A 22,746-nucleotide genomic window follows, 5' to 3' on the forward strand; every position below is an offset into this window, starting at 1 on the left:
TCATCGTCGCAGCACCCCACTGATCGTGCGAGGGACTCGGGAGCAGGTGCCGTGCACCCCTCTACCCCCTGCAGGCAGTACAGGACGACGAAAGCGAACCAGATGTCAGATGCATCACGTGCGTCACGCCCCAGCCGGCGTGTTCTCGTGGCCCGTTTCGTTCTCATCGTCATGGTCGTCTTGGCCATCAACGCGCTCATCCAGGTCTTCCTCGGGTCCTGGCTGGGTATCGCCGAGAACATCTGCTGGCTCGTCTCGGCGGTCCTGCTGGGCTGGGCCGGCTCCTTCGGTCCTGAGCGGATCCACAACGGCCCCAGACGCGCCTGCGATCGTGAGGCCTGATCCTGGATTTCGTCACCGCCTGCGGCCATACCGCCGATGACCGTGAGCTGCCCGAGGCATGGCACCGGGCAGCCCCGGGCCGGCCGGTCAGACGTTGAAACCGATGTAGCGCAGCTGCTCCCGGCCGTCGTCGGTGATCCGGTCCAGGGTCCACGGCGGCAGCCAGACCCAGTTGATCGTCACCGAGTTCACGAGCCCGTCGAGAGCGGACTGGGCACCCCACTCGAGCTGGTCGGTGAGCGGGCAGGCCGGGCTCGTCAGCGTCATGTCGACGACGACGTTGGCCTCCTCGTCGACCTCGACGCCGTAGACGAGCCCCAGGTCGACGACGTTGACCATGAGTTCGGGGTCGATGACCTCCTTGAGGGCCTCGAGAACCTGGTCCTGGGTCGGGGGTTCGGTGACGCCGGCCGGAGCATCGGGCAGCCTGTCGCGCACCAGGTCGGACGGGCGCTGCCCGGGGGTCGGGTCACCGCTGGGGGACTGCTGCTCAGTCATCCTGCCTCCTTCTCGTCGCTGATTGTCGCGCCGGCGCGGGCGAGCGCGTCGCGTAGGGCCATCCAGCTCAGCATGGCGCACTTGACGCGCGCCGGGAACTGCGCGACGCCGGCGAACGCGATCGCGTCCTCCAGGACGTCCTCGTCGGGTTCGACCCGGCCCTGGCCCTCCATCATCTGTTTGAACACTGCGAAGACCGCCATGGCCTCCTCGACCGTGTGGCCGATGACCAGGTCCGTCATGACCGAGCTGGAGGCCTGGGAGATGGAGCATCCCTCACCGGCGTAGCTCACGTCACCGATCCGGTCGCCGTCGAGCGCCACACGCAGAGTCAGCTCGTCGCCGCAGCTCGGGTTCACGTGGTGCACCTCGGCGCCGAAGGGGGTGCGCAGGCCGCTGTGATGCTTCTGGCGATAGTGGTCCAGGATGATGTCCTGGTACATCTCCTCGACGTTCATCAGCGACCTCTCAGCTTCCCAGTGAAGAAATCGTGCGCCCAGACGATGGCCTCGCAGAGGGCGTCGATCTCGGCCTTCGTCGTGTAAAGATACCCGGACGCGCGGGCCGAACTCTGCACGCCGAGGCGGCGGTGCAGCGGCTCGGCGCAGTGGTGACCGCCGCGCACCGCGACCCCCCGTGAGTCGAGCAGTTGCATGAGGTCGTGCGGGTGCACCTCGTCGACGGTGAAACTGATCGCTCCGCCGCGGTCGACGGCGGTGGCCGGCCCCATGACGTGCACGGCGGGGATCTCGCCGAGCCGCGCCAGGGCGTACTCGGTGATCTCGTGCTCGTGGGCGGCGACCCGATCCATGCCGACGCCCGTGAGGTAGTCCACGGCGGCGCCGAGGCCGACGGCCTGGGCGATCGGGGGCGTACCGGCCTCGAACTTGTGCGGCAGCTCGGCCCAGGTGGCCCCCTCCATGGTGACGACGCCGATCATCTCGCCGCCGCCGAGGAAGGGGGGCAGCTCCTCGAGCAGGGCGCGCCTGCCCCACAGGACGCCGACGCCGGTCGGGCCGAGCATCTTGTGGCCGGTGAAGGCCAGCAGGTCGACGCCGAGTCCGGACACGTCGGTGGGCAGCTGGGGCACCCCCTGGGAGCCGTCGGCGACCATGACGGCGCCGACGGCGTGGGCCTGCTCGGCGATCCGCGCGATGGGGTTGACGGTGCCCAGCACGTTGGAGACCCAGGCCAGCGAGACGATCCTGGTGCGCTCGTTGATGAGCCCGTCGCGTTCGGCGGCCGCCAGGTCGAGCCGGCCCTCCTCGGTGATGTCGAACCAGCGCAGCGTGGCCCCGGTGCGCTCGCACACCATCTGCCACGGGATGAGGTTCGAGTGGTGCTCCATCACCGAGAGGACGATCTCGTCGCCCGGACCGAGCCGGGCACCGAGCGTGTTGGCCACCAGGTTGAGGGCCTCGGAGGCGTTCTTGGTGAAGACGACCTCCGCGGGATCCTTCGCCCCGATGAAACCGGCGATCTTCGCGCGGGCGCCCTCGTAGCCGGCCGTCGACTCCGCTCCGAGCGCGTGCATGGCGCGGGCGACGTTGGCGTTGTGCTCGCGGTAGTGCTCCGTCAGCGCCCCGATGACGCTCGCCGGTTTCTGGGAGGTGTTCGCGCTGTCCAGGTAGACGAGTGGGCGTGAGCCCACCTGGCGCCGCAGGATCGGGAAGTCGCGGCGGATCGCCTCGACGTCGACATCACTTGGCATACTGCTCGTAGCCCCGCTCCTCGAGATTGTCGGCGAGCTCGGGCCCGCCGGAGACCTTGACGCGGCCGTCGACGAAGACGTGGACGCGGTCGGGGCGCACGTAGCGCAGGATGCGCGTGTAGTGCGTGATGAGCAGCACCAGCTTGTCCGGTTTCCTGGCGAACCTCTCGATACCGGCCGAGACGACCCGCAGGGCGTCGATGTCAAGACCGGAGTCGATCTCGTCGAGGATGGCGGCCCGCGGGTCGAGCAGTTCGAGCTGGGCGATCTCGCCGCGCTTCTTCTCACCGCCGGAGAAGCCCTCGTTGACGGAACGTTCGGCGAAGTCACTGGACAGGTCCATGACGGTCAGGGCCTCGTTGACCTGCTTGGGCCAGGTCCTCACCTTGGGGGCCTCGCCGGCCAGCGCCGTCTTGGCGGTGCGCAGGAAGTTGGCCATCGAGACGCCGGGCACCTCGACCGGGTACTGCATGCCGAGGAAGAGGCCGGCACGGGCGCGCTCGTCGACCGACAGCTCGGACAGTTCGACGCCGTCGAGCAGCACCGAGCCCTGCGTGATGGTGTACTTGGGGTGGCCGGCGACCGCGTAGGCCAGGGTCGACTTGCCGGAGCCGTTCGGGCCCATGATGGCGTGCACCTCACCGTCCCTGACGGTCAGGTCGACGCCCTTGAGGATCTCCTTGGGGCCATTCTCGGTGTCGACGTCGACATGCAGATCCTTGATGACGAGTTCAGCCATCGTTCTCAGTTCTCCTTCACGAGGTACTCGACGTCGACGAGAACGGGGGCGCCCTCGACGCGAACGGGGTACATGGGTGCTGGGGCCTGCTCAGCGAGCCGGCCCGGGTTCGGGGAGTTCACTTCTCGGCGCCCCCATCGGGGGCGATCGCGTCCAGCTGGCGCTCGACGACGGCGATGAGGCGTTCGGCCACCTCGGGGATGCCGATCCGTCGGACGATCTCCACGAAGAAGCCCTGGACGACCAGGCGGCGCGCCTCGTCCTCGGGGATACCGCGGCTGCGCAGGTAGAACAACTGCTCGTCGTCGAAGCGGCCGGTGGTCGAGGAGTGGCCGGCGCCCTCGATCGCGCCGGTGGCGATCTCGAGGTTGGGGATCGACTCGGCGCGGGCGCCCTCGGTGAGCAGCAGGTTCTTGTTGGCCTCGTACGTGCTGATGCCCTCGGCCTCCTTGCGGATGAGCACATCGCCCACCCACACGCCGAGCGAGCCCTTGTCCTGCAGGGCACCGCGATAGTCGATGTTCGAGCGGCTCAGCGGCTGGTTGTGGTCGACGAACAGGCGGTGCTCGACGTGCCGTCCCGAGTCGACGAAGTAGAGACCGAACTGCTCGAGTTCGCCACCGGCGGACTCGTAGCTGGCGCGTTCGAGCATGCGGGTGATCGCCCCGCCGAGCGAGGCCTGTACGGTGCGGACGGCGGCGTCATGACCGACGAGCAGGGAGAACTGCCCCACGTGCACGGCGTCGGGCGCCCAGTCCTGCAAGGTGACCACGTCGACGTGCGCACCCTCGCCGACCCGCACGTCGACCTTGTCCGCCACCTGGGCCAAGCCCTCGTAGCGCAGCAGGACCTGGGCCGTGGCGTTGGCGCCGACCTCGATGATCGTCTGCCCGTAGGCGAAGTCCTCCGTGCCGGTGCCGGTGAAGTTGAGTTCGACCGGTTCGTCGAGTTCAAGGCCGGCGGGCACCTGCACGAGACGGGCCCGGCCCGTGTTGGCGGCGGCGACGGCGGAGGTGCGATCGGCCGGGGGCTCGACGGCGGCGGCACGCACGGCATCACCCTCGATGAACGTGGCGGTCACGCCTGCGGGCAGCCTGAGTTCGCAGTCGAGCTCGGTGTTGGTCGGCCCGCTGGTGAGCAGGCCCTTCAGCGCGTCGATGGGGGTGAACCGCCAGACCTCCTCGCGTCCCGATGGCAGGGGGTGGTCGTCGAGATCCCACGAGACCCTCGGATGCAGGTGCGAGGCGATGGTCTCGATGGCACCGCTCACAGCCTCGGCACTCGCGCTCACCGGTTCAGCCACGGCAACAGCTCCATTCCTCTGCGACATCAGCCCACCGCGCCTTCCATCTGCAGCTCGATGAGGCGGTTCAGTTCGAGTGCGTACTCCATGGGCAGCTCGCGAGCGATGGGCTCGACGAAGCCGCGCACGATCATGGCACGGGCCTCGTCCTCGTCGAGGCCGCGCTGCATCAGGTAGAACAGCTGGTCCTCCGAGATCTTGGAGATGGTGGCCTCGTGCTCCATCTGCACGTCGTCGGTCCGCACGTCCACGTAAGGATACGTGTCGGAGCGCGAGACGTTGTCGACGAGCAGGGCATCGCACTTGACCGAGGACATCGCGTGGTGGGCTCCCTCGGCCACCGCGACCAGACCGCGATAGCCGGTGCGGCCACCGTTGCGGCTGATGGACTTCGAGACGATCGTGCTCGACGTGTGCGGAGCGGTGTGCACCATCTTGGCGCCGGTGTCCTGGTGCTGGCCCTCCCCGGCGAAGGCGATCGACAGGGCCTCGCCCTTGGCGTGGGGACCCATGAGCAGGCAGGCCGGGTACTTCATGTTGGCCTTGGACCCGATATTGCCGTCGATCCACTCCATCGTGCCGCCCTCGGCGACGGTGGCCCGCTGGGTCACCAGGTTGTAGACGTTGTTCGACCAGTTCTGGATGGTCGTGTAGCGGCAGCGCGCGTTCTTACCGACGATGATCTCGACGATGGCGGCGTGCAGCGAGTCGGTCTTGTAGATGGGGGCGGTGCAGCCCTCGACGTAGTGCACGTAGGCGCCCTCGTCGACGATGATGAGCGTCCGCTCGAACTGGCCGAGGTTCTCGGTGTTCATCCGGAAGTAGGCCTGCAGCGGAATGGTGCAGTGCACCCCCTTGGGCACGTAGATGAACGTGCCGCCGCTCCACACGGCCGTGTTCAGCGCCGCGAACTTGTTGTCGCCGGCGGGGATGACCGTGCCGAAGTACTCCTCGAAGAGCTCGGGGTACTCCCGCAGACCGGTGTCGGTGTCGGTGAAGATGACGCCCTGACGGCCGAGTTCCTCGTTGATCTTGTGGTAGACCACCTCGGACTCGTACTGGGCGGCGACGCCATCGACCAGGCGCGCCCGCTCGGCCTCTGGGATGCCCAGCCGGTCGTAGGTGTTCTTGATGTCCTCGGGCAGGTCGTTCCAGTCACTGGCCGGCTTGTCCTGGGCCCGGACGAAGTACTTGATGTCGTCGAAGCGCAGCCGGGACAGATCACAGCCCCAGGTGGGCAGCGGTTTGCGCTCGAACTGCTCCAGGCCCTTCAGCCGCCGCTCGAGCATCCATTCCGGCTCGTCCTTGAGACCGGAGATGCTGCGCACGACCTCCTCGGAGAGGCCGCGCTGGAAGGCGGCCGAGTAGTCGTCGGCATCGTGCCAGCCGTACTTGTAGGTGGTCAGGTCCTCGACCAGCTCGTCGCGCTCGGCGATCCTGTCCTCGAGCCTCGTGTCAACCTGCGTCATGCGCGTGTTGCCTCCCGCTTGTGATGGCCGTTGGGGGCGCCCAACGGGATGTTGGTGGTGCAGACACCGTCGCCGTGGGCGATGGTAGCGATCCGCTGCACCGGAGTGTCGAAGAGCCTGGCGAACATGCTCGTCTCCGCCTCGCACAGCTGCGGATACTCGGCCGCCACATGGGCGACCGGACAGTGATACTGGCACAACTGGTGGCCGCCTGGCACCTCGCTGACGTGGGCCGCGTAGCCCTCCTCGCGAAGGACGATGGCCAACGCCTCGACCGGGTCGGCGTCCGGGGCCTCCGCGCGGAGCTGGTGGTACCTGGCCTCGACCTCGCCGTAGCGGCGCTCCCCCACCGCGACGACGGCCTCTGGGCCGGCCGCCTCGACGAGGGCGCCGAGCGCCTGCAGGGCAAGGGTGTCGTAGTCTTGGAAAAAGGCCGAGCGGCCGCGGTCGGTGAGGGCGTACTCCTTGGCGGGCCGCCCCCTGCGGCGCCGGCCGCGGACGTAGCGCTCCTTCTCGACGAGCTGGCCGGAGGATTCGAGGACGCCCAGGTGGCGGCGGATGGCGGTCGGAGTGACGCCGAGCCGCTCGGCGAGTTCGCCGGTCGTCGCAGGCCCGTTGACGAGGAGTTCGTGCAGTACCCGGTGACGGGTGGAGTACTCGCCCCGCTCGGGCTCGTTCCCGGGTTCCGCCACCGTTTTCATAACCCTATTGTTTCCAAAATCAGGGCGCAGTCAAACTCCATCGTCCACAGCGAATCACGACGCCAGCTAGGGGATTCACCATTCTCAAGGTAAGGCTTACCTGATTTGAATCGATCATCTGGGCGCGCCACGGCCGGAGGGGAGGCCACCCGCACGGGGGCAGGACGCCGCGACCGGCGCGCAGCAGCCGGTCAGGTCCGGTTCCGGTGATCCCGGGCCTGCTCGACGAGGGAGTGATGCATCCGATGGTCGTCGGTGAGTTCGGGATGAAAGGCCAGCGCGGTGATCGCCCCCTGCCGCACACCGACGATCCGCTCCCCCACCGTCGCGATGACGCGGACACCGTCGCCGACGCGGGTGACGGCGGGGGCCCGGATGAAGACGGCCTCGATGTCCTCGCCGATGCCGCCGACGTCCAGCCGCGTCTCGAAGGAGTCGAGCTGGGTGCCGAAGGCATTGCGGCGCACGCCGATGTCGAGAACGCCCAGGACATGCTGCCCGGGTGCGGCATCGTGCAGTTCATGGGCGCACAGGACCATCCCGGCGCAGGTGGCCAGCACCGGCAGGCCGGCGGCGATGGCCTCGCGCAGCGGCGTGGCGAGGCCGAAGACGCGCATGAGACGGTCGAGCACGGTGGACTCCCCGCCGGGGATCACGATGGCGTCCAGCGCATCGAGTTCGGCCGGCATGCGGACGGCACGGACGCGGGCGCCACTGGCTCTCAGGGCACCGAGATGCTCGTCGACACCGCCCTGAAGCGCCAGGACACCGACCAGCGGGGCCTCGCTCGGCGCGCTCACCAGCCGCGCTCGGCCAGGCGGTGCGGGGCGGGCACGTCGGCGACGTTGATGCCGACCATGGCCTCCCCGAGGTCGCGGGAGGCCTCGGCGATGATCTCTGGCCGGTCGTACATGGCGGTGGCCTTGACGATGGCGGCGGCCCGGGCCGCCGGGTTGCCGGACTTGAAGATGCCAGAGCCGACGAAGACGCCCTGGGCACCGAGCTGCATGACGAGCGCCGCGTCGGCCGGGGTGGCCACGCCGCCGGCGACGAAGAGCACGACGGGCAGCTCGCCGGTCTCGGCGACCTCGCGGACCAGGTCGTGGGGGGCCTGCAGCTCCTTGGCGGCGACGTAGAGCTCGTCGGGATCGAGGCCACGCAACCGGGCGATCTCGTCACGGATGGTGCGCAGGTGCCTGACGGCCTCGGAGACGTCGCCGGTGCCGGCCTCGCCCTTGGAACGGATCATGGCGGCGCCCTCGGTGATGCGCCGCAGGGCCTCGCCCAGGTTCGTGGCACCGCAGACGAAGGGGACGTCGAAGTCCCACTTGTTGATGTGGTGCGTGTAGTCGGCCGGGGAGAGCACCTCGGACTCGTCGATGTAGTCGATCTTGAGCGCCTGCAGCACCTGGGCCTCGACGAAGTGGCCGATGCGCGCCTTCGCCATGACGGGGATCGAGACCGCATCGACGATGCCCTCGATGAGGCCCGGGTCGCTCATGCGCGCCACCCCGCCCTGGGCCCGGATGTCGGCGGGAACGCGCTCGAGGGCCATGACGGCGCTGGCGCCGGCGTCCTCGGCGATCCTGGCCTGTTCGGGGGTGACGACGTCCATGATGACGCCGCCCTTCAGCATGTCGGCCAGCCCTCTCTTGACGCGGGTGGTGGCTGTTCGGGTCGGGGCCGGTGTGGTGGTCTGCGTCGTCATGATCGCCATTCCAGCCCGGCAACTGGATCACTACAAGATCCACATCTGACCTTTCCCAGTGGACCACTTCTCATCTCGGATGAGACAGTGGCACCATGCGCAACGATCTGGTGGTCCATCCCCCGCTCGTCCTCGACCGCAGCGCCCGGGCGCCGCTGACCCGCCAGATCGTCACCGGCGTACGGGGGCTCATCGAGGCGGGCACCCTTGCGGCGGGCGATGCCCTGCCCTCGACCCGGGCCCTGGCCGCCACGCTGGGGGTGGCCCGCGGCACGGTCGTGACGGCCTTCGACCAGCTCGAGGCCGAGGGCTATCTGGTCGCAGCCCGGGGTTCGGGCACGCGCGTGGCCCAGATCGCAGCGCGGGGCCCGGGACGCCGCCAGCAGGCCCGCCCGGGGCACAGCAGCGAGGCGCCGGCTGGCGGGCTGCTCGATCTGCGCCCGGGTCACCCGGACATCTCGGCCATCGATTCGGCGCCCTGGCGGCGCGCGTGGCGTGAGGCGCTGTCCAGTCCTGGCGCGTCGACCGATCCGGCCGGGCTCGCGGCCCTGCGCAGCGAGATCGCCGAGCACCTTCGTCTCATGCGGTCCCTCGTGCGTCCGCCCGATCAGCTTCTCATCACGGCCGGCGCCAGGGAGGGGCTCGCCCTCGCGCTCGGCGCGCTCTCGGCGCTGCGCAGGAGTTCGGGGCGCGGGGGCGAGCCGGGCCGGCTGGGGATCGGGGTGGAGAGCCCCGGCCATCCCGCACTGTCGCTGCTTCCCGCAGCCCTCGGCCACCAGACCATCGAGCTGGCAACCGATGGCGGCGGCCTGGTCACGGACCGGCTGCCGGATGCGGCCTCGCTGGACGCGGTCATCGTGACCCCCAGCCACCAGTACCCGCACGGCGGGGTGCTGTCGGTCCGGCGCCGCCAGGAGCTGCTGGCCTGGGCACAGGCGGGTCGGGTGCTCGTCATCGAGGACGACTACGACTCCGAGCTGCGCTACGTCGGCATGCCGCTGCCGCCGCTGGCGGCCCTCGACGATCCGGACCAGGGCTGCGTCCTCATGCTCGGTACCTTCTCGACGGTGCTGTCACCGGCCCTGGCGACCGGCTACGCCGTGGCACCGCCCGCCCTGCTGGGGCCCCTCCTGGACCACCGGCGCGCCCTCGGTCCGGCGGCCAGCGCGATCACCCAGCAGGCCCTGGCCGGATACCTGGCCAGCGGGGAGCTGCGGCGGCACATCCAGCGGATGCGGCGCCGCTACCGGTCACGCCGTCGCATCGTCATGGATCGCCTCGCGGCCGTCCCGGGCGGCAGACTGGCCCCGCTGGTGAGCGGCCTTCAGGCCGTCGTGCTCACCGACGCGCCGGGTGCGCGAATCGTCGAGGCCGCCGGGGCCCGCGGCGTCCTCGTTGGTGACCTGGCCGGCCGCTGGGGCCCGGCCGGCCGGGAGCAGGGCATCGTCTTCGGTTTCGCCCACGTCCCGGAAGCCCAGCTGAGGTCCGCGCTGGCGACGATCGCCGCGGCCTGCCAGGACGCGGCATGACGGATGTGCGCACCCCGGCGGGAGCCTGGCGGGAATGTCTGGGAGAGCATGCGCCCGCGGGTTACCCTTGGGGATCGTCCCCATCCTCCGAAAGGACCCCATGAGCCCAGCCGCAGCCCCGCAGGAGTGGGTCAACCCGCTCTACGACCCGCAGGACAGCCGCATGCCCCACATCGCGGGGCCCTGCGCGCTCGTCTTCTTCGGCGTGAGCGGCGATCTGTCCCGCAAGAAGCTCCTGCCCGCCGTCTACGACCTGGCCAACCGCGGGCTGCTGCCGCCCGGGTTCGGCCTGGTCGGCGTGGCCCGTCGTGACTACACCGACGCCCAGTTCGCCGAGATCGTCAAGGGGCACGTGCAGGAGAACGCCCGGACACCGTTCAATGACGAGACCTGGAAACAGCTCGTCGCCGGGATCCGGTTCGTCTGGGGCGACTTCGACGACGACAGCACCTTCGAGCGCCTGCACGGCACGCTCGACGAGCTGGACGCCCGGCAGGGCACGGGCGGCAACCACGCCTTCTACCTGTCAGTGCCCCCGAGCCGTTTCGAGAAGGTCATCGACCAGCTCACCTGCCACGGCATGACCGACCAGTCGACCGGCTGGAAGCGCGTCGTCATCGAGAAGCCCTTCGGGCACGACCTGGCCAGCTCCCGCGGACTGTACGACACCCTGTCCAGGGCATTCCCGGCCGAGTCGGTCTTCCGCATCGACCACTACCTGGGCAAGGAGACCGTGCAGAACCTGCTGGCCCTGCGCTTCTCGAACCAGATGTTCGAACCGATCTGGAACAACAACTACGTCAGCCACGTGCAGATCACGATGGCCGAGGACATCGGCATCGGCGGCCGGGCCGGTTACTACGACGGCATCGGCGCCGCCCGGGACGTCATCCAGAACCACCTGCTCCAGCTGATGGCCCTGACCGCCATGGAGGAGCCGAACAGCGTCGATGCCGCTCAGCTGCGCATCGAGAAACAGAAGGTCCTCGCCGCGGCGCGGGTGCCCGATGACCTGGACGCCCACACCGCGCGCGGCCAGTACGCCGCCGGGTGGCAGGGCGGCAACGAGGTCATCGGCTACCTCGACGAGGAGGGCATCGCGCCCGACTCGACCACCGAGACCTATGCGGCGATCCGCTTCGACATCGACACCCGCCGCTGGGCCGGCGTGCCCTTCTACCTGCGCACCGCCAAGCGCATGCCACGCCGTGTCACCGAGATCGCGCTCATGTTCAAACGCGCCCCGCACCTGCCGTTCGACAACACCGAGACCCGTGAGCTGGGCACCAACGCGCTCGTCCTGCGCATCCAACCGGACGAGGGCGTCTCGATGCACTTCGGAGCCAAGGTGCCGGCCACGGCCATGGAGATCCGCCAGGTCAGCATGGACTTCGCCTACGCCGACTCGTTCAACGAGTCCAGCCCCGAGGCCTATGAACGCCTCATCCTCGACGTCCTGCTCGGCGAGCCCCCGCTCTTCCCCCAGCAGGAGGAGGTCGAGCTCTCCTGGCGGCTGCTCGACCCGGTCCTGGCTCACTGGGCCGCCCAGGGCCGGCCGGAGCAGTACACCTCCGGCACGTGGGGGCCCGCCAGCGGCGCCCGCATGCTGGCCAACGATGGTTTCGTCTGGCGTCGCCCCTAGGAGGTCACGAGAGATGATCATCGAACTCACCAACACGAACTCGGCCGAGGTGGCCTCGCGGGCGCTGGCCGCCCGCCGCTCCACCGGCGCCGCCTCCGGGCTGGTCATGACGCTCATCGTCGTGAGCACCACCCGCCAGTACTCCGACGCCTTCGACGCCGCGCAGGCCACCGCCATCGAGCACCCCTCGCGGATCATCGTCGTCATCGAGGGCAGCAAGGACAGGCCGACCGCGATGGACGCCGAGATCAGGGTCGGTGAGGGAACGCCCGGCGACATGATCACCCTGCGCCTGACCGGTGACCTCGTCGGCCGGGGCGACTCGGTCGTCCTGCCGCTGCTGCTGCCGGACCTGCCGGTCGTCGCCTGGTGGCCCGGCCGCGGACCCGAGCTGCCCGGCATGGACCCCATCGGTGCGCTCGCCCAGCGCCGCATCACCGATGCGACCAACGCCGACGACCCGGTCGCCGCCCTGATCGCCCGCGCCAACGGCGAGCACAGCGACGCCGACACCGACCTGTCGTGGACCCGCCTGACGCGCTGGCGGGCACTGGTGGCCTCGGCGCTCGACCAGTGCCGGCTGCCCGTCCAGTCCGCGGTCGTCGAGGCCGCCGCCGACAACGCCCCGGCCGAACTGTTCGCCGCCTGGCTGGACGCCCGCCTCGGCGTACCGGTCGAGGTCAGGACCTCGATGGGCCCGGGGGTGACGGCCGTCCGCCTGCAGACCGAGGCCGGCGAGGTCGCCGTGCACCGCACCAGACCTGCCGATGCGTCCTTCATCATCCCGGGCCAGCCGGCGCGCACGGCGGCCCTGGGCCGACGTGGCACCGTGGCACTGCTGAGTGAGGAGCTGCGCCGTCTCGACCCGGACGCGATCCTCACCCAGGCACTGGCACGGCTGGCAGAGAGGGCAGAACGATGAGCAGTGCCCCGTACGTCCTGCGCTACGCGGACGAGAACGAACTCGCCGGGGAGGTGAGCAAGCACCTGGTGAACACCCTGGCCCAGGCGCAGGCAGAGCGCGGCGCGGCCCATCTGTGCCTGTGCGGAGGCCGCGCCGAGCGCATGGTGTGCGGTCACTTGGCGTCGCTGGCCCGCTCGGGCAGCATCAATCCGGCCGGGCTGCACCTGTGGTGGAGCTCGGAGGCCTTCGTCACCACGGCCGATCCCTCACGCAACTCGCTGGCGACGCTGGGGGTCCTGGGCGGCGCCCTCGCCGTGCCGCCGGCGAACATCCACGCCATGCCGAGTTCCAACGGCTCGGCGGACCCGGACGACGCCGCCTACATCTACGCGAAGGAGCTCGGCGAGACGGTCTTCGACATCTGCCTGCTCGAGCTGGGGCTGGGCGGGCGAGTGGCCTCGATCTTCCCTCGGCATCCGAGCTTCACGATGCAGAGCAGCCTCAACCTGCTCGCGATCGGCGTCACCGACGCGCCGGAGGGCCCGCCCGAGCAGATCACGCTGACCTACAACGCGATCAACCGGTCCCGCCACATCTGGGGCCTGGCCAGTGGCGCGGCGATCGCGGGCTGCCTGGCCGACACGCTCAGGGGCGATCCGCGCACCCCTGCGGCCCAGGTCCGCGGCACGGACCAGACGATCTGGTTCGTCGACCGGGCGTCGGCGGAGCAGGTGCCCTACTTCCAGTGCGATCTGTGACCGATGCCCCCGGGGAACCGGCGGCACGACCGTCGCCGGCGAGTGTTTCCGGGCGCCCTGATGGCCTCGTCCCCCAGGGGGAGAGCCGGGTCAGTAGATGACCTCGCCGCTGCGCCGGCGCGCCTTGAGGTTGGCCAGGGCCTCCTTGAGGATGGCTGCCGCCTCCTTGTCGCTGCGGCGTTCCTTCACATAGGCCAGATGGGTCTTGTACGGGGTGTTCCGCGGGGCCGGAGGCGGGTTGTGCTGGTCCAGGCTGGCGGGCAGGCCGCACCTGATGCACTCCCAGTCCTGCGGGACCTCGGCCTCCTCGGCGAACGAGGGGCGCGTCACGTGCCCGTTCGTGCAGTAGTACGAGACCTGGATGCGGGGCGCAGTCTCACCGCGCTCGGCCTCGCCCATCGGACCGGCGCCGACACGGCTACCACGAATTGCGCTGCCACTGGCCACAGTGGATGCTCCTATCAAAAGGGGTGATGCGTGTGTGGATCGACTCAGGCCGTCACGCGGTACAGCGTGAGCAGGCCGAGGATGCAGGCAACCCACAACAGGCCGATGATGATCGTGAGCCTGTCGAGCATGCGCTCGGCCGAGGACGTACCACTTGTCGAGGTGGTCATGCCGCCACCGAACAGATCCGACAGGCCACCGCCGCGGCTCCGGTGCAGGAGGATGAACGCGGTGAGGGTGAAGCTCAGCACCACGAGCACGATGGACAACGTCGTGATGGGCCATGTCATGAGCGGAATAAGCATCACCAGGGGATTTTATCCCACATCTCAAGGCCGCCCGGAGCCGTCCCACCAGAACTCCGACCGGCACTGCGGGCGGGGAACCGGTCACGCGCCCCACGGAAAGCACTGGGGCGCCCGGCCACTGCCGGACGCCCCAGTGCTGGAACCCTGATCAGGCCTGGGCCATGGCGTAGAAGCGGACGATGGCCGCGAAGTCGTCGGGCTTCAGGCTGGCGCCGCCGACGAGCGCGCCGTCGATGTCGGGCTTGGCCATGATGGCGGCCACGGAGCCGGGCTTGACCGAACCCCCGTACTGGATGCGCACGGCCTCGCCGGTGGCCTCGTCGTACAGCTCGGTGACGGCCGCGCGGATGGCGCCGCAGACCTCCTGGGCGTCCTCAGGGGTGGCGACCTCACCCGTACCGATGGCCCAGACGGGCTCGTAGGCGATGACGAGTCCGGCGACCTGCTCGGCGGGGATGCCGGCGAGCGCCCCCCTGACCTGGTCGACGGTGAACTCGACGTGCTGGCCGGCCTTGCGGACCTCCAGGGACTCGCCGACGCAGATGATCGGCGTGAGGCCCTTGGAGAGGGCCTTGACGGCCTTGGCGTTGACGAGTTCGTCGGTCTCGCCGTGGTACTGGCGGCGCTCCGAGTGCCCGATGACCACGTAGGTGCAACCGAGCTTGGTGAGCATGTCGGCGCTGATGTCGCCGGTGTAGGCTCCGTCGTCGTGCTCGGAGACGTCCTGGGCGCCGTAGACGATCGGGAGCTTGTCGCCCTCGACGAGGGTCTGAACGGTACGGATGTCGGTGAACGGCGGAATGACGACGCACTCGGAGGCATCCGGGTCGTAGCCCTTGTCCTGCAGTGTGAAGGCCAGTTTCTGGACCAGGCCGACGGCGTCGACGTGGTTCATGTTCATCTTCCAGTTGCCGGCCATGATCGGCTTGCGTGCCATGATTCAGTCGTTCCCTTCCAGGACTGCCAGGCCCGGCAGCTCCTTGCCTTCGAGGTATTCGAGAGAGGCGCCGCCACCGGTGGAGATCCAGCCGAACTGGTCGTCGGAGTGACCGAAGGTGCGCACCGCTGCGGCGGAGTCCCCGCCGCCGATGACGGAGAAGGCGTCGCTGGAGGCGAGGGCCTCGGCGATCGCCTTGGTCCCCTCGGCGAAATCGGCGATCTCGGAGACGCCGGCCGGCCCGTTCCAGAAGACGGTCCTGGCGCCGGCGATCTCGGCGGCGATGGCCTTGACGGTCTCGGGACCGACATCGAGGCCCTCACGCTGAGGCGGAATGGCGTCGGCCGGGACGACGGTGACCTCGCCGAGGGCCTTGCGGGCGTCGAAGTCCATGCCGGCCGCCGTGACGACGTCCGTGGGCAGCAGGATCTTCTTCCCCGTGGCCTCGGCGCGGGCCAGGTACTCGCGGCAGGTCTCGACCTTGGACTCGTCGAGGATTGAGTTGCCGACCTCGTGGCCCTGCGCCTTGAGGAAGGTGTAGGCCATGCCGCCGACGACGACGAGGGTGTCGGCGATCGAGAGCAGATTGTCGATGACGGCGAGCTTGTCGGCGACCTTCGCGCCACCGAGGACGACGACGTAGGGACGCTCGGGGTCGGTGGTGAGCTTCGACAGCACGGCGACCTCCTTGGCGACGAGCTCACCGGCCGCGTTGGGCAGCAGCTTGGCCAGGTCGTAGACGCTGGCCTGCTTGCGGTGGACGACGCCGAAGCCGTCGGAGACGAAGATCTCGCCGAACTGGGCGTACTTGGCGGCGAGGGCCTCGCGTTCCGCGTCGACCTTGCTCGTCTCGCCCGGCTCGAAGCGGACGTTCTCGACGAGCGCGATCTGGCCGTCGGTCAGTGCGGCGCTGGTGGCCTGGGCGGATTCGCCGACGGTGTCCGTGGCGAACTTCACGTCCTGGCCGAGCAGCTCACCCAGGCGGGTGGCGACGGGGGCCAGGGAGAACTTCGGATTGACCTCGCCCTTGGGACGGCCCAGGTGGGCGAGCGCGGTGACCCTGGCGCCGGCGTCGAGGAGGGCCTTCAGGGTGGGTAGGGCGGCGCGGATGCGGCCGTCATCGGTGATGGTGGTGCCGTTCAGCGGCACGTTGAAGTCACAGCGGATCACGACGCGCTTACCGCGCAGATCGCCGAGCTGGGAGACAGTCTTCACTGGGCAACTCCTGGAATTGTCGGTCATGGGCGAACAGGGCGCGTCAGCCTGAGCCGACGCGCCCTGTTCTTCATGTGTGTGGTCCTGATGCTCAGAGCTTGTCGCAGACGAGCTTGGTCAGGCTGACGAGGCTGTTGGAGTAGCCCCACTCGTTGTCGTACCAGCTGAGCACCTTGACGAGGTTGCCGATGACCTTGGTCTCGGAGGCGTCGAAGATGCTGGTGTGCGGGTTGCTCTGGATGTCGGTGGAGACGATCGGGTCCTCGGTGTACTCGACGATGCCCTTGAGCTCGCCCTCGGCGGCCTCCTTGACGGCGGCGTTGATCTCCTCGACGGTGACCTCGCGGCTCGGGATGAACGAGAGATCGGTCAGCGAACCGGTCGGGGTGGGGACGCGGACGGCGAGGCCGTCGAACTTGCCCTTCAGCTCGGGCAGCACGAGGGCGACGGCCTGGGCGGCGCCGGTCTTCGTGGGGATCATGTTGAGGGCGGCGGCACGGGCGCGACGCAGATCCTTGTGGGGGGCGTCGAGGATGCGCTGATCACCCGTGTAGGAGTGGATCGTGGTCATGATGCCGCGCTCGATGCCGAACTTCGCCTGCAGAATCTTGGCCAGCGGGGCCAGGCAGTTCGTCGTGCAGGAGGCGTTCGAGATGATGTTCTGGGTGGCCGGGTCGTATTCCTTGTCGTTCACGCCCATGACGAAGGTCGCGTCGATGTTCTTGGCGGGGGCGGAGATGATGACCTTCTTGGCGCCGGCCTCGATGTGGGCCTTGGCCTTCTCACCATCGGTGAACAGGCCGGTCGACTCGACGACGACCTCGACACCGAGCTCCTTCCAGGGCAGGTCGGCGGGGTTGCGCTCGGAGCAGACCTTGATGACCTTGCCGTCGACGATGATGCTGGTGTCGTCGTAGTCGACCTCGCCGGCGAAACGGCCGAGGATCGAGTCGTACTTGAGCAGGTGAGCAAGGGTCTTGGTGTCAGTCAGGTCGTTGACTGCGACGATGTCGAGATCGGCTTTCTGCTCGATCATCGCACGGAAGAAGTTGCGGCCGATGCGGCCGAAACCATTGATACCAACCTTGACGGTCATAAAGTCGATTCTCCTTCGACAGGTCATGATGCCTGGCGATCCGGCGTGGTCCGGCTCCAGGCGCGGACACCGATGATCTTATCCGACTGGCGGGGCGGTGCCCATGGGTTCAGTCCCTGGGATTCTGCCGGAACGGCGAACGTGACCCCTGGAGGCACTGGAGGACATGCCGCGGCGGACCAGGGCCGTGCCGCGCCCCGGCCGCCCCGGGGGTGTCGGCCGGCCCGGCACCGCATCATCCGTCGGCCAGCATCTCGGGTGTCAGGGCCGCCGCCGTCGTCGGGATGCCGCGCTCGTTCGCGGTCTTGTCGGCCAGGGCGAGCAGGCGCCTGATGCGGCCGGCCACCGCGTCCTTCGTCAGGGGCGGGGCGTGGAGCTGACCGAGTTCCTCGAGGGAGGCGTCCCGGTGGGCCAGGCGCAGCTCGCCGGCCGAGCGCAGATGGTCCGGGATGTCCTCGCCGAGGATCTCCAGGGCGCGTTCGACGCGGGCGCTGGCGGCGACGGCGGCACGCGCCGAGCGCCGCAGGTTCGCGTCGTCGAAGTTGGCGAGCCGGTTGGCGCTGGCACGCACCTCGCGGCGCATGCGGCGCTCCTCCCAGACGAGCACCGACTCGTGGGCGCCCATGCGGGTGAGCAGCGAGGAGATGGCGTCGCCGTCGCGGACGACGACACGATCGGTCTGACGCACCTCACGCGCCTTGGCGCTGACCCCGAGGCGGCGGGCGGCGCCGACCAGGGCCAGCGCCGACTCCGAGCTCGGGCAGGTGATCTCGAGAGCCATCGACCGGCCGGGCTCGGTGAGCGAACCGCGTGCCAGGAAGGCGCCGCGCCAGGCCGCGACCTGGTCCTCGAGGGAGCCGCCGACGATCTGGGCCGGCAGGCCCCGAACCGGCCTGCGGTGGGCGCCGATGAGACCGGTCAGGCGAGCCAGGTCCTCGCCGTGGCGGACCTGGCGGACGACGTAGCGGGTGCCGCGGCGCATGCCTGCGGAGTTGACCACGATGATGTCGCAGTCGAAGTCGTACAGTTCCCGGACACCGGCGCGCAGCCGGCGGGCGGCGCTGCCCGTGTCGAACTCGCCCTCGATGACGATGTGGCCGCTGACCAGGTGGATCCCGCCGGCGAACCGCAGCATCGAGGCGATCTCGGCACGACGCGACTCGGGCTTGAGCACCGAGACCGTGGCCAGCTCGGACTTCACCTGCTGTGTCAGTGCCATCTGCTCACTCCCCTGTTCGGCGTCGACGCCACCAGGGTACGCAACTGGTCTCAAGGCTCCGGTGAATCATGACGTCAGCCGAGCATGATCTCGCGGTAGACGGCGGCCAGGCGCAGCCGGTCGTGCCGCGCCGTGTTGTCGTGCATGGCGACGTCGTCGACGACCAGGCGGGCGCCGAAACCTGCGCAGCTGGCCTCGAGGGTCTCGTCCTCGCGGGCGAAGGTCTCGTCGGCGATCACCGTGTCCAGACGCAGGCCTGGCGCGTGCTCGCCGATGAGTTCCATGTGCCGGGTCGGCGAGAAGCCGGCGGTCTCGGAGCCCGCGGTGACGTTCAGCGTGAGCACCTTGTGCGCCCGGGCCGCTATGATCGCCCGGGCCAGTTCGGGGATCATCAGGTGCGGCAGCACGGAGGTGAACCATGAGCCGGGGCCGAGGACGATGAAATCGGCCTCGGCGATGGCGGCCAGGGCCTGCGGGCAGGCCGGCGGATCGTCGGGCAGCAGACGGATCGACTGCACCAGGCCACGGGTCACGGCCACCTCGTGCTGACCGTGCACGACCTGGATCTCGGCGGGGAACTCGAGGTCGAGGCCGAGCACGTCCGCCTCGATGTCGAGCGGGATCGTCGAGGCGGGCAGCACTCTCCCGCGGGCGTCGACCAGTTCGGCGACCATGTCGAGACCGGCGACCGCGTCACCGATCGTCTGCCAGACGCCCTCGATGAGCAGATTGCCGATGGCGTGCCCGTTGAGGGGGCCCTCTGAGCGGTAGCGCTGCTGCAGCACGGTCGCCCAGCACCGCCCGTTGTGGTCGTCACCGCACAGGGCGGCGAGCGCCATGCGCAGATCGCCCGGGGGCAGGCCACCGAGCTCGGAGCGCAGCCGGCCCGACGAGCCGCCGTCGTCGGCGACCGTGACGACGGCGGTGAGATTGTCGGTCACCTTCCGCAGGGCAGCCAGCGACGAGGAGAGGCCGTGGCCGCCGCCGAGTGCCACCACCCTGGGCAGCTCACCTGGATCACTCATCGGTCCTCCCCTCATTCGAGACCGAGGTCGCGGTGCAGGACGCTCACCTGCATCCCCTCCTCGCGCAGCCGTCTGGCGGTCGCCTCGGTCATGGCGGTCGAACGATGCTTGCCGCCGGTGCACCCGATGGCGACGGTGACCTGGCGTTTGCCCTCGCGCAGATAGCCGGGCGCGACGATGCGGAACATGCCCTGCAGGTCGTCGAGGAACTCGTTGGCGCCCTCCTGGGACAGCACGTAGCCGCTGACCGCCTCGGACAGACCGGTCTGGGGGCGCAGCTCGGGCACCCAGTGCGGGTTGGGCAGGAAGCGCACGTCGAAGACGAAGTCGGCGTCCAGCGGCACGCCGTTCTTGAACCCGAAGCTCATGACCTGCACCCGCAGGGTCTCGGCCTCGTCACCGCCGTAGGCGTGGGCGACGCGGGCCGCGAGCTGGTGCACGGTGAGGCGGGATGTGTCGATGACCAGGTCGGCGCTGGCGCGCAGGTCCGAGAGCATCCGGCGTTCCTTCTCGATGCCGACGAGCAGCCGCCCATCGCCCTGGAGCGGGAGCGGACGGCGGCTGGACTCCTGACGGCGGACGATGGCCTCGTCGCTGGCCTCGAGGAAGCAGATCTCGGGCGAGATGCCCCGCTCGCGCAGCCGGGAGAAGACGGCGGGCAGCTGGTCGAACATCTCACGGCCGCGCACGTCGAGGCCGACGGCGAGGCGGCTGAGGCCGGAGTCGTTGGCGGTGCCGATGAGCTCGGGCAGCATCGAGGGGGGCAGGTTGTCGACGACGAACCAGCCGAGGTCCTCCATGGCATGGGCGCAGGTGCGCCGTCCGGCGCCGGACATGCCGGTGATGATGACGGTGCGGGGTGCCTTCGGGAGGGTGCGGGCGGGTGCTGGCAGATCACTCACGGGTCCATTATGGCCAGTCGCCCGTCCGCCGCCGACCGGGCCCGTCAGGGGGTGCCGGATCGGTCGTCCCGACGTGTCCGCGAGCGCGATCCGCACCGGAGCGGCCACGGCCGGGTCCCCGGTCTCGAAGGCCCCGATGACGTGCGTGCCCGTGCACTGGCCGATCCCGGCCCAGGAGAAGACGGTCCGTTCGCCGGCCGGCCAGGGGACGATGTCGCCGGGAACCGGGCGGCCTACTCGAGGATCTCGCCGGTCGTCACGTTGACGGCCGGGGCCGCGGTGTCGGCAGCCAGGTGGGCCACGATCGTCTCGGCCGTCGCCCGGCCGATGCCGGGCAGTTCCGCGAGCTCCTCGACGGTGGCGGCCCGCAGTTTCCGCAGCGAGCCGTAGCGCTTGAGCAGTGTGGCCCGGCGCACCTGGCCGAGGCCCGGCACCTCGTCGAGCACCGATTCGACCATCGCCTTGGAGCGGCGTCGGCGGTGGTGGGTGATGGCGAAACGGTGCGACTCGTCCCGCACGCGCTGCAGCAGGTACAGGCCCTCGGAGGTGCGCGGCAGGATGAGTGGGTGTTCCTCGCCGGGCAGCCAGACCTCCTCGAGGCGCTTGGCCAGGCCGATGACGCGGACATCGTCGACGCCCAGCTCGTCGATGGCGTGCTGGGCGGCCTCGACCTGCAGCGGGCCGCCGTCGATGACGACGAGCGAGGGGGCGTAGGCGAACTTGAGCGGCCGTCCGGTGTCGGGGTCGACGAGACCGCCGGGGCCCGCGTCCTGCATGGCGGCGCGGTCGTTGAGCAGGCGGGTGAAGCGGCGCGAGAGCACCTCGTCCATGGCACGCAGATCGTCCGAGCCCTCGAAGCTCTTGATGACGAAGCGGCGGTACTCGCTCTTGCGGGCCATGCCGTCCTCGAAGACGACCATCGAGCCGACCACCTGTGTGCCCTGCAGGTGCGAGATGTCGTAGCCCTCGATGCGCAGCGGCGCCTCGGGCAGGTCGAGCAGCTCGGCCAGCTCGGCCAGCGCACGGTTGCGGGTCTCCAGATCGGACGAGCGCCTCGTCTTGTGCCGGGCCAGCGCCTGGGCGGCGTTCTGCGCGACGGTGTCCATGAGGACGCGCTTGTCGCCGCGCCGGGGAACGTGCAGGTGCACGGCCGAGCCGCGCTGGGAGCTCAGCAGCTCGGTCAGGGCCTCGGCCTCGGGCGGCAGGGCCGGGACGAGCACCTCGCGCGGCACCGCCGAGTCGGTGTAGAGGCTGAGCAGGAAGGACTCGACCAGCTCGCCCTCGCCGGCGTCGTCGGCCCGGTCGGCGACCCAGGAGCGTTCGCCGCGCACCCGCCCCGCCCGCACGTGGAAGACCTGGACGGCGACCTCGAGCGGGTCGAGGGCGAGGGCGATGACGTCGGCGTCGGTTCCCTCGGGCAGGACGATGGCGTTGCGTTCGCCGGCCTCGGCGAGCGCGGTGAGCGAGTCGCGCAGCACGGCGGCGCGCTCGAAGTTCTCATCCGCGGCGGCCTGCATCATCTGCTCGGTCATCTTCTTCTCGAGACGCCTGGTGTGGCCCTCCATGAAGGCGCAGAAGTCGGCGGCGATCTCACGGTGCTCCTCGGCGCTCACCCGGCCCACGCACGGCGCCGAGCACTTGCCGATGTAGCCGAGCAGGCAGGGGCGCCCGCTGGAGTGGGCCGAGTTGAAGACGCCCTTCGTGCACGAGCGCATCGGGAAGACGTGCAGCAGCATGTCGACCGTCTCACGGATCGCCCAGGCCTTGCCGAAGGGCCCGTAGTAGCGCCAGCCCTTGCGCTTGGCGCCCCGGCCCACGAAGACGCGCGGGTACTCCTCGCTCCAGCTGACGCACAGCCACGGGTAGGTCTTGTCGTCGCGGTACTTGATGTTGAACCGCGGCCTGTAGTGCTTGATCCAGGTGTACTCGAGCTGCAGGGACTCGAGCTCGTTCTGCACCACCGTCCACTCGACGCGGCTCGCCGTGCGCACCATCGTCTGGGTGCGCGGGTGCAGCGCGGAGACGTCCTGGAAGTAGGAGTTCAGGCGGTTGCGCAGGTTCTTGGCCTTGCCGACGTAGATCACCTGGCCGTGCGCGTCGCTGAACCGGTAGACCCCCGGGCCGGTGGGGATCTGGCCCGGGGCAGGACGATAGGTGGACGGGTCGGCCATGCCTGCCAGGGTACCGAGGGCCCTCGACGGTCCGGCCCGCGAACGGGACGTCAGGGCCTCCGCCGCAGCGGCACGAGGCCAGTGGACTGCAAGGCCCGGGAGCGGGACCGTCTCGGGCCGGG

22 protein-coding genes and 1 pseudogene are annotated in these 22,746 nt (G+C 69.7%); 5 read left to right on the forward strand and 18 right to left on the reverse strand.

The window, feature by feature from the left end; all coding sequences use genetic code 11:
* Nucleotides 1-147 precede the first annotated feature (147 nt).
* The gene (locus D9T14_RS00910; protein WP_119161110.1) at nucleotides 148-342 is read left to right on the forward strand and encodes a hypothetical protein; all 195 of its coding nucleotides are present in this window, start codon (nucleotides 148-150) and stop codon (nucleotides 340-342) included.
* A gap of 87 nt (nucleotides 343-429) precedes the next feature.
* Here D9T14_RS00910 and D9T14_RS00915 read toward each other — a convergent pair whose 3' ends face one another.
* From D9T14_RS00915 to pdxS, 9 genes and pseudogenes are all read right to left on the reverse strand, one after another.
* Nucleotides 430-840: a metal-sulfur cluster assembly factor gene (locus D9T14_RS00915; RefSeq protein ID WP_119161109.1), complete on the reverse strand. Its 411-nt coding sequence runs from the start codon at nucleotides 838-840 to the stop codon at nucleotides 430-432.
* Nucleotides 837-1,298 carry a Fe-S cluster assembly sulfur transfer protein SufU gene (gene sufU / locus D9T14_RS00920; RefSeq protein WP_119161108.1) on the reverse strand — a complete coding sequence of 154 codons (462 nt, stop codon included), beginning with the start codon at nucleotides 1,296-1,298 and terminating at the stop codon, nucleotides 837-839. Before sufU ends, D9T14_RS00915 begins: the two co-directional genes overlap by 4 nt.
* Nucleotides 1,298-2,551, reverse strand: coding sequence for a cysteine desulfurase (locus tag D9T14_RS00925; RefSeq protein ID WP_119161107.1), 1,254 nt, complete (start codon nucleotides 2,549-2,551; stop codon nucleotides 1,298-1,300). The genes sufU and D9T14_RS00925 overlap by 1 nt, the downstream gene beginning before the upstream one ends.
* A complete protein-coding gene (gene sufC / locus D9T14_RS00930; protein WP_119161106.1) occupies nucleotides 2,541-3,290 on the reverse strand; it encodes a Fe-S cluster assembly ATPase SufC in 750 nt (249 codons plus the stop codon). The genes D9T14_RS00925 and sufC overlap by 11 nt, the downstream gene beginning before the upstream one ends.
* A gap of 118 nt (nucleotides 3,291-3,408) precedes the next feature.
* Nucleotides 3,409-4,593 (reverse strand): Fe-S cluster assembly protein SufD, encoded by a 1,185-nt coding sequence (sufD, locus tag D9T14_RS00935; RefSeq protein ID WP_170175735.1) that lies wholly within the window; start codon nucleotides 4,591-4,593, stop codon nucleotides 3,409-3,411.
* A 26-nt stretch (nucleotides 4,594-4,619) separates the two neighbouring features.
* A complete protein-coding gene (gene sufB, locus D9T14_RS00940; RefSeq protein ID WP_119161104.1) occupies nucleotides 4,620-6,062 on the reverse strand; it encodes a Fe-S cluster assembly protein SufB in 1,443 nt (480 codons plus the stop codon).
* A complete protein-coding gene (locus tag D9T14_RS00945) occupies nucleotides 6,059-6,763 on the reverse strand; it encodes a helix-turn-helix transcriptional regulator (RefSeq protein ID WP_119161103.1) in 705 nt (234 codons plus the stop codon). The genes sufB and D9T14_RS00945 overlap by 4 nt, the downstream gene beginning before the upstream one ends.
* A gap of 191 nt (nucleotides 6,764-6,954) precedes the next feature.
* A pseudogene (gene pdxT / locus D9T14_RS00950) lies at nucleotides 6,955-7,591 on the reverse strand (pyridoxal 5'-phosphate synthase glutaminase subunit PdxT); the annotation flags it as partial.
* On the reverse strand, nucleotides 7,560-8,471 hold the full coding sequence (gene pdxS / locus D9T14_RS00955; RefSeq protein ID WP_170175736.1) for a pyridoxal 5'-phosphate synthase lyase subunit PdxS: 912 nt from the start codon (nucleotides 8,469-8,471) through the stop codon (nucleotides 7,560-7,562). The pseudogene pdxT and the gene pdxS, both read right to left, overlap by 32 nt.
* Before the next feature lie 95 nt (nucleotides 8,472-8,566).
* Here pdxS and pdxR point away from each other — a divergent pair, with 95 nt between their 5' ends.
* The 4 genes from pdxR to D9T14_RS00975 all read left to right on the forward strand — a co-directional run bounded on the left by pdxR (nucleotide 8,567) and on the right by D9T14_RS00975 (nucleotide 13,304).
* Nucleotides 8,567-10,000, forward strand: a complete 1,434-nt coding sequence (pdxR, locus tag D9T14_RS00960) for a MocR-like pyridoxine biosynthesis transcription factor PdxR (RefSeq protein WP_119161100.1) — start codon at nucleotides 8,567-8,569, stop codon at nucleotides 9,998-10,000.
* A gap of 100 nt (nucleotides 10,001-10,100) precedes the next feature.
* Nucleotides 10,101-11,642, forward strand: a complete 1,542-nt coding sequence (gene zwf / locus D9T14_RS00965) for a glucose-6-phosphate dehydrogenase (protein ID WP_119161099.1) — start codon at nucleotides 10,101-10,103, stop codon at nucleotides 11,640-11,642.
* A 13-nt stretch (nucleotides 11,643-11,655) separates the two neighbouring features.
* On the forward strand, nucleotides 11,656-12,564 hold the full coding sequence (locus D9T14_RS00970; protein ID WP_119161098.1) for a glucose-6-phosphate dehydrogenase assembly protein OpcA: 909 nt from the start codon (nucleotides 11,656-11,658) through the stop codon (nucleotides 12,562-12,564).
* Entirely contained in the window at nucleotides 12,561-13,304 is a 744-nt protein-coding gene (locus tag D9T14_RS00975; RefSeq protein ID WP_119161097.1) for a 6-phosphogluconolactonase, read from the forward strand. The genes D9T14_RS00970 and D9T14_RS00975 overlap by 4 nt, the downstream gene beginning before the upstream one ends.
* A 90-nt stretch (nucleotides 13,305-13,394) precedes the next feature.
* Here the strand turns inward: D9T14_RS00975 and D9T14_RS00980 are convergent, their stop codons facing one another.
* From D9T14_RS00980 to uvrC, 9 genes are all read right to left on the reverse strand, one after another.
* Nucleotides 13,395-13,751: an RNA polymerase-binding protein RbpA gene (locus D9T14_RS00980; RefSeq protein ID WP_119161096.1), complete on the reverse strand. Its 357-nt coding sequence runs from the start codon at nucleotides 13,749-13,751 to the stop codon at nucleotides 13,395-13,397.
* 44 nt (nucleotides 13,752-13,795) lie between these two features.
* Nucleotides 13,796-14,041 (reverse strand): preprotein translocase subunit SecG, encoded by a 246-nt coding sequence (gene secG / locus D9T14_RS00985; RefSeq protein WP_119161095.1) that lies wholly within the window; start codon nucleotides 14,039-14,041, stop codon nucleotides 13,796-13,798.
* A 166-nt stretch (nucleotides 14,042-14,207) separates the two neighbouring features.
* Nucleotides 14,208-14,996 carry a triose-phosphate isomerase gene (tpiA, locus tag D9T14_RS00990; RefSeq protein ID WP_119161094.1) on the reverse strand — a complete coding sequence of 263 codons (789 nt, stop codon included), beginning with the start codon at nucleotides 14,994-14,996 and terminating at the stop codon, nucleotides 14,208-14,210.
* Between the two features lie 3 nt (nucleotides 14,997-14,999).
* A complete protein-coding gene (locus D9T14_RS00995) occupies nucleotides 15,000-16,211 on the reverse strand; it encodes a phosphoglycerate kinase (protein ID WP_119161093.1) in 1,212 nt (403 codons plus the stop codon).
* A 91-nt stretch (nucleotides 16,212-16,302) separates the two neighbouring features.
* Entirely contained in the window at nucleotides 16,303-17,307 is a 1,005-nt protein-coding gene (gap, locus tag D9T14_RS01000) for a type I glyceraldehyde-3-phosphate dehydrogenase (RefSeq protein ID WP_119161092.1), read from the reverse strand.
* A 235-nt stretch (nucleotides 17,308-17,542) separates the two neighbouring features.
* On the reverse strand, nucleotides 17,543-18,526 hold the full coding sequence (gene whiA, locus D9T14_RS01005; RefSeq protein ID WP_119161091.1) for a DNA-binding protein WhiA: 984 nt from the start codon (nucleotides 18,524-18,526) through the stop codon (nucleotides 17,543-17,545).
* Between the two features lie 74 nt (nucleotides 18,527-18,600).
* Nucleotides 18,601-19,551, reverse strand: coding sequence for a gluconeogenesis factor YvcK family protein (locus D9T14_RS01010; protein WP_119161090.1), 951 nt, complete (start codon nucleotides 19,549-19,551; stop codon nucleotides 18,601-18,603).
* An 11-nt stretch (nucleotides 19,552-19,562) separates the two neighbouring features.
* Nucleotides 19,563-20,444, reverse strand: a complete 882-nt coding sequence (rapZ, locus tag D9T14_RS01015; RefSeq protein ID WP_374955774.1) for an RNase adapter RapZ — start codon at nucleotides 20,442-20,444, stop codon at nucleotides 19,563-19,565.
* A 242-nt stretch (nucleotides 20,445-20,686) separates the two neighbouring features.
* The gene (gene uvrC / locus D9T14_RS01020) at nucleotides 20,687-22,624 is read right to left on the reverse strand and encodes an excinuclease ABC subunit UvrC (RefSeq protein ID WP_119161089.1); all 1,938 of its coding nucleotides are present in this window, start codon (nucleotides 22,622-22,624) and stop codon (nucleotides 20,687-20,689) included.
* Nucleotides 22,625-22,746 lie beyond the last annotated feature (122 nt).

The sequence above is a fragment of the Propionibacterium australiense genome, assembly GCF_003666605.1.
In the GTDB taxonomy this organism is placed as follows: Bacteria; Actinomycetota; Actinomycetes; order Propionibacteriales; family Propionibacteriaceae; genus Propionibacterium; species Propionibacterium australiense.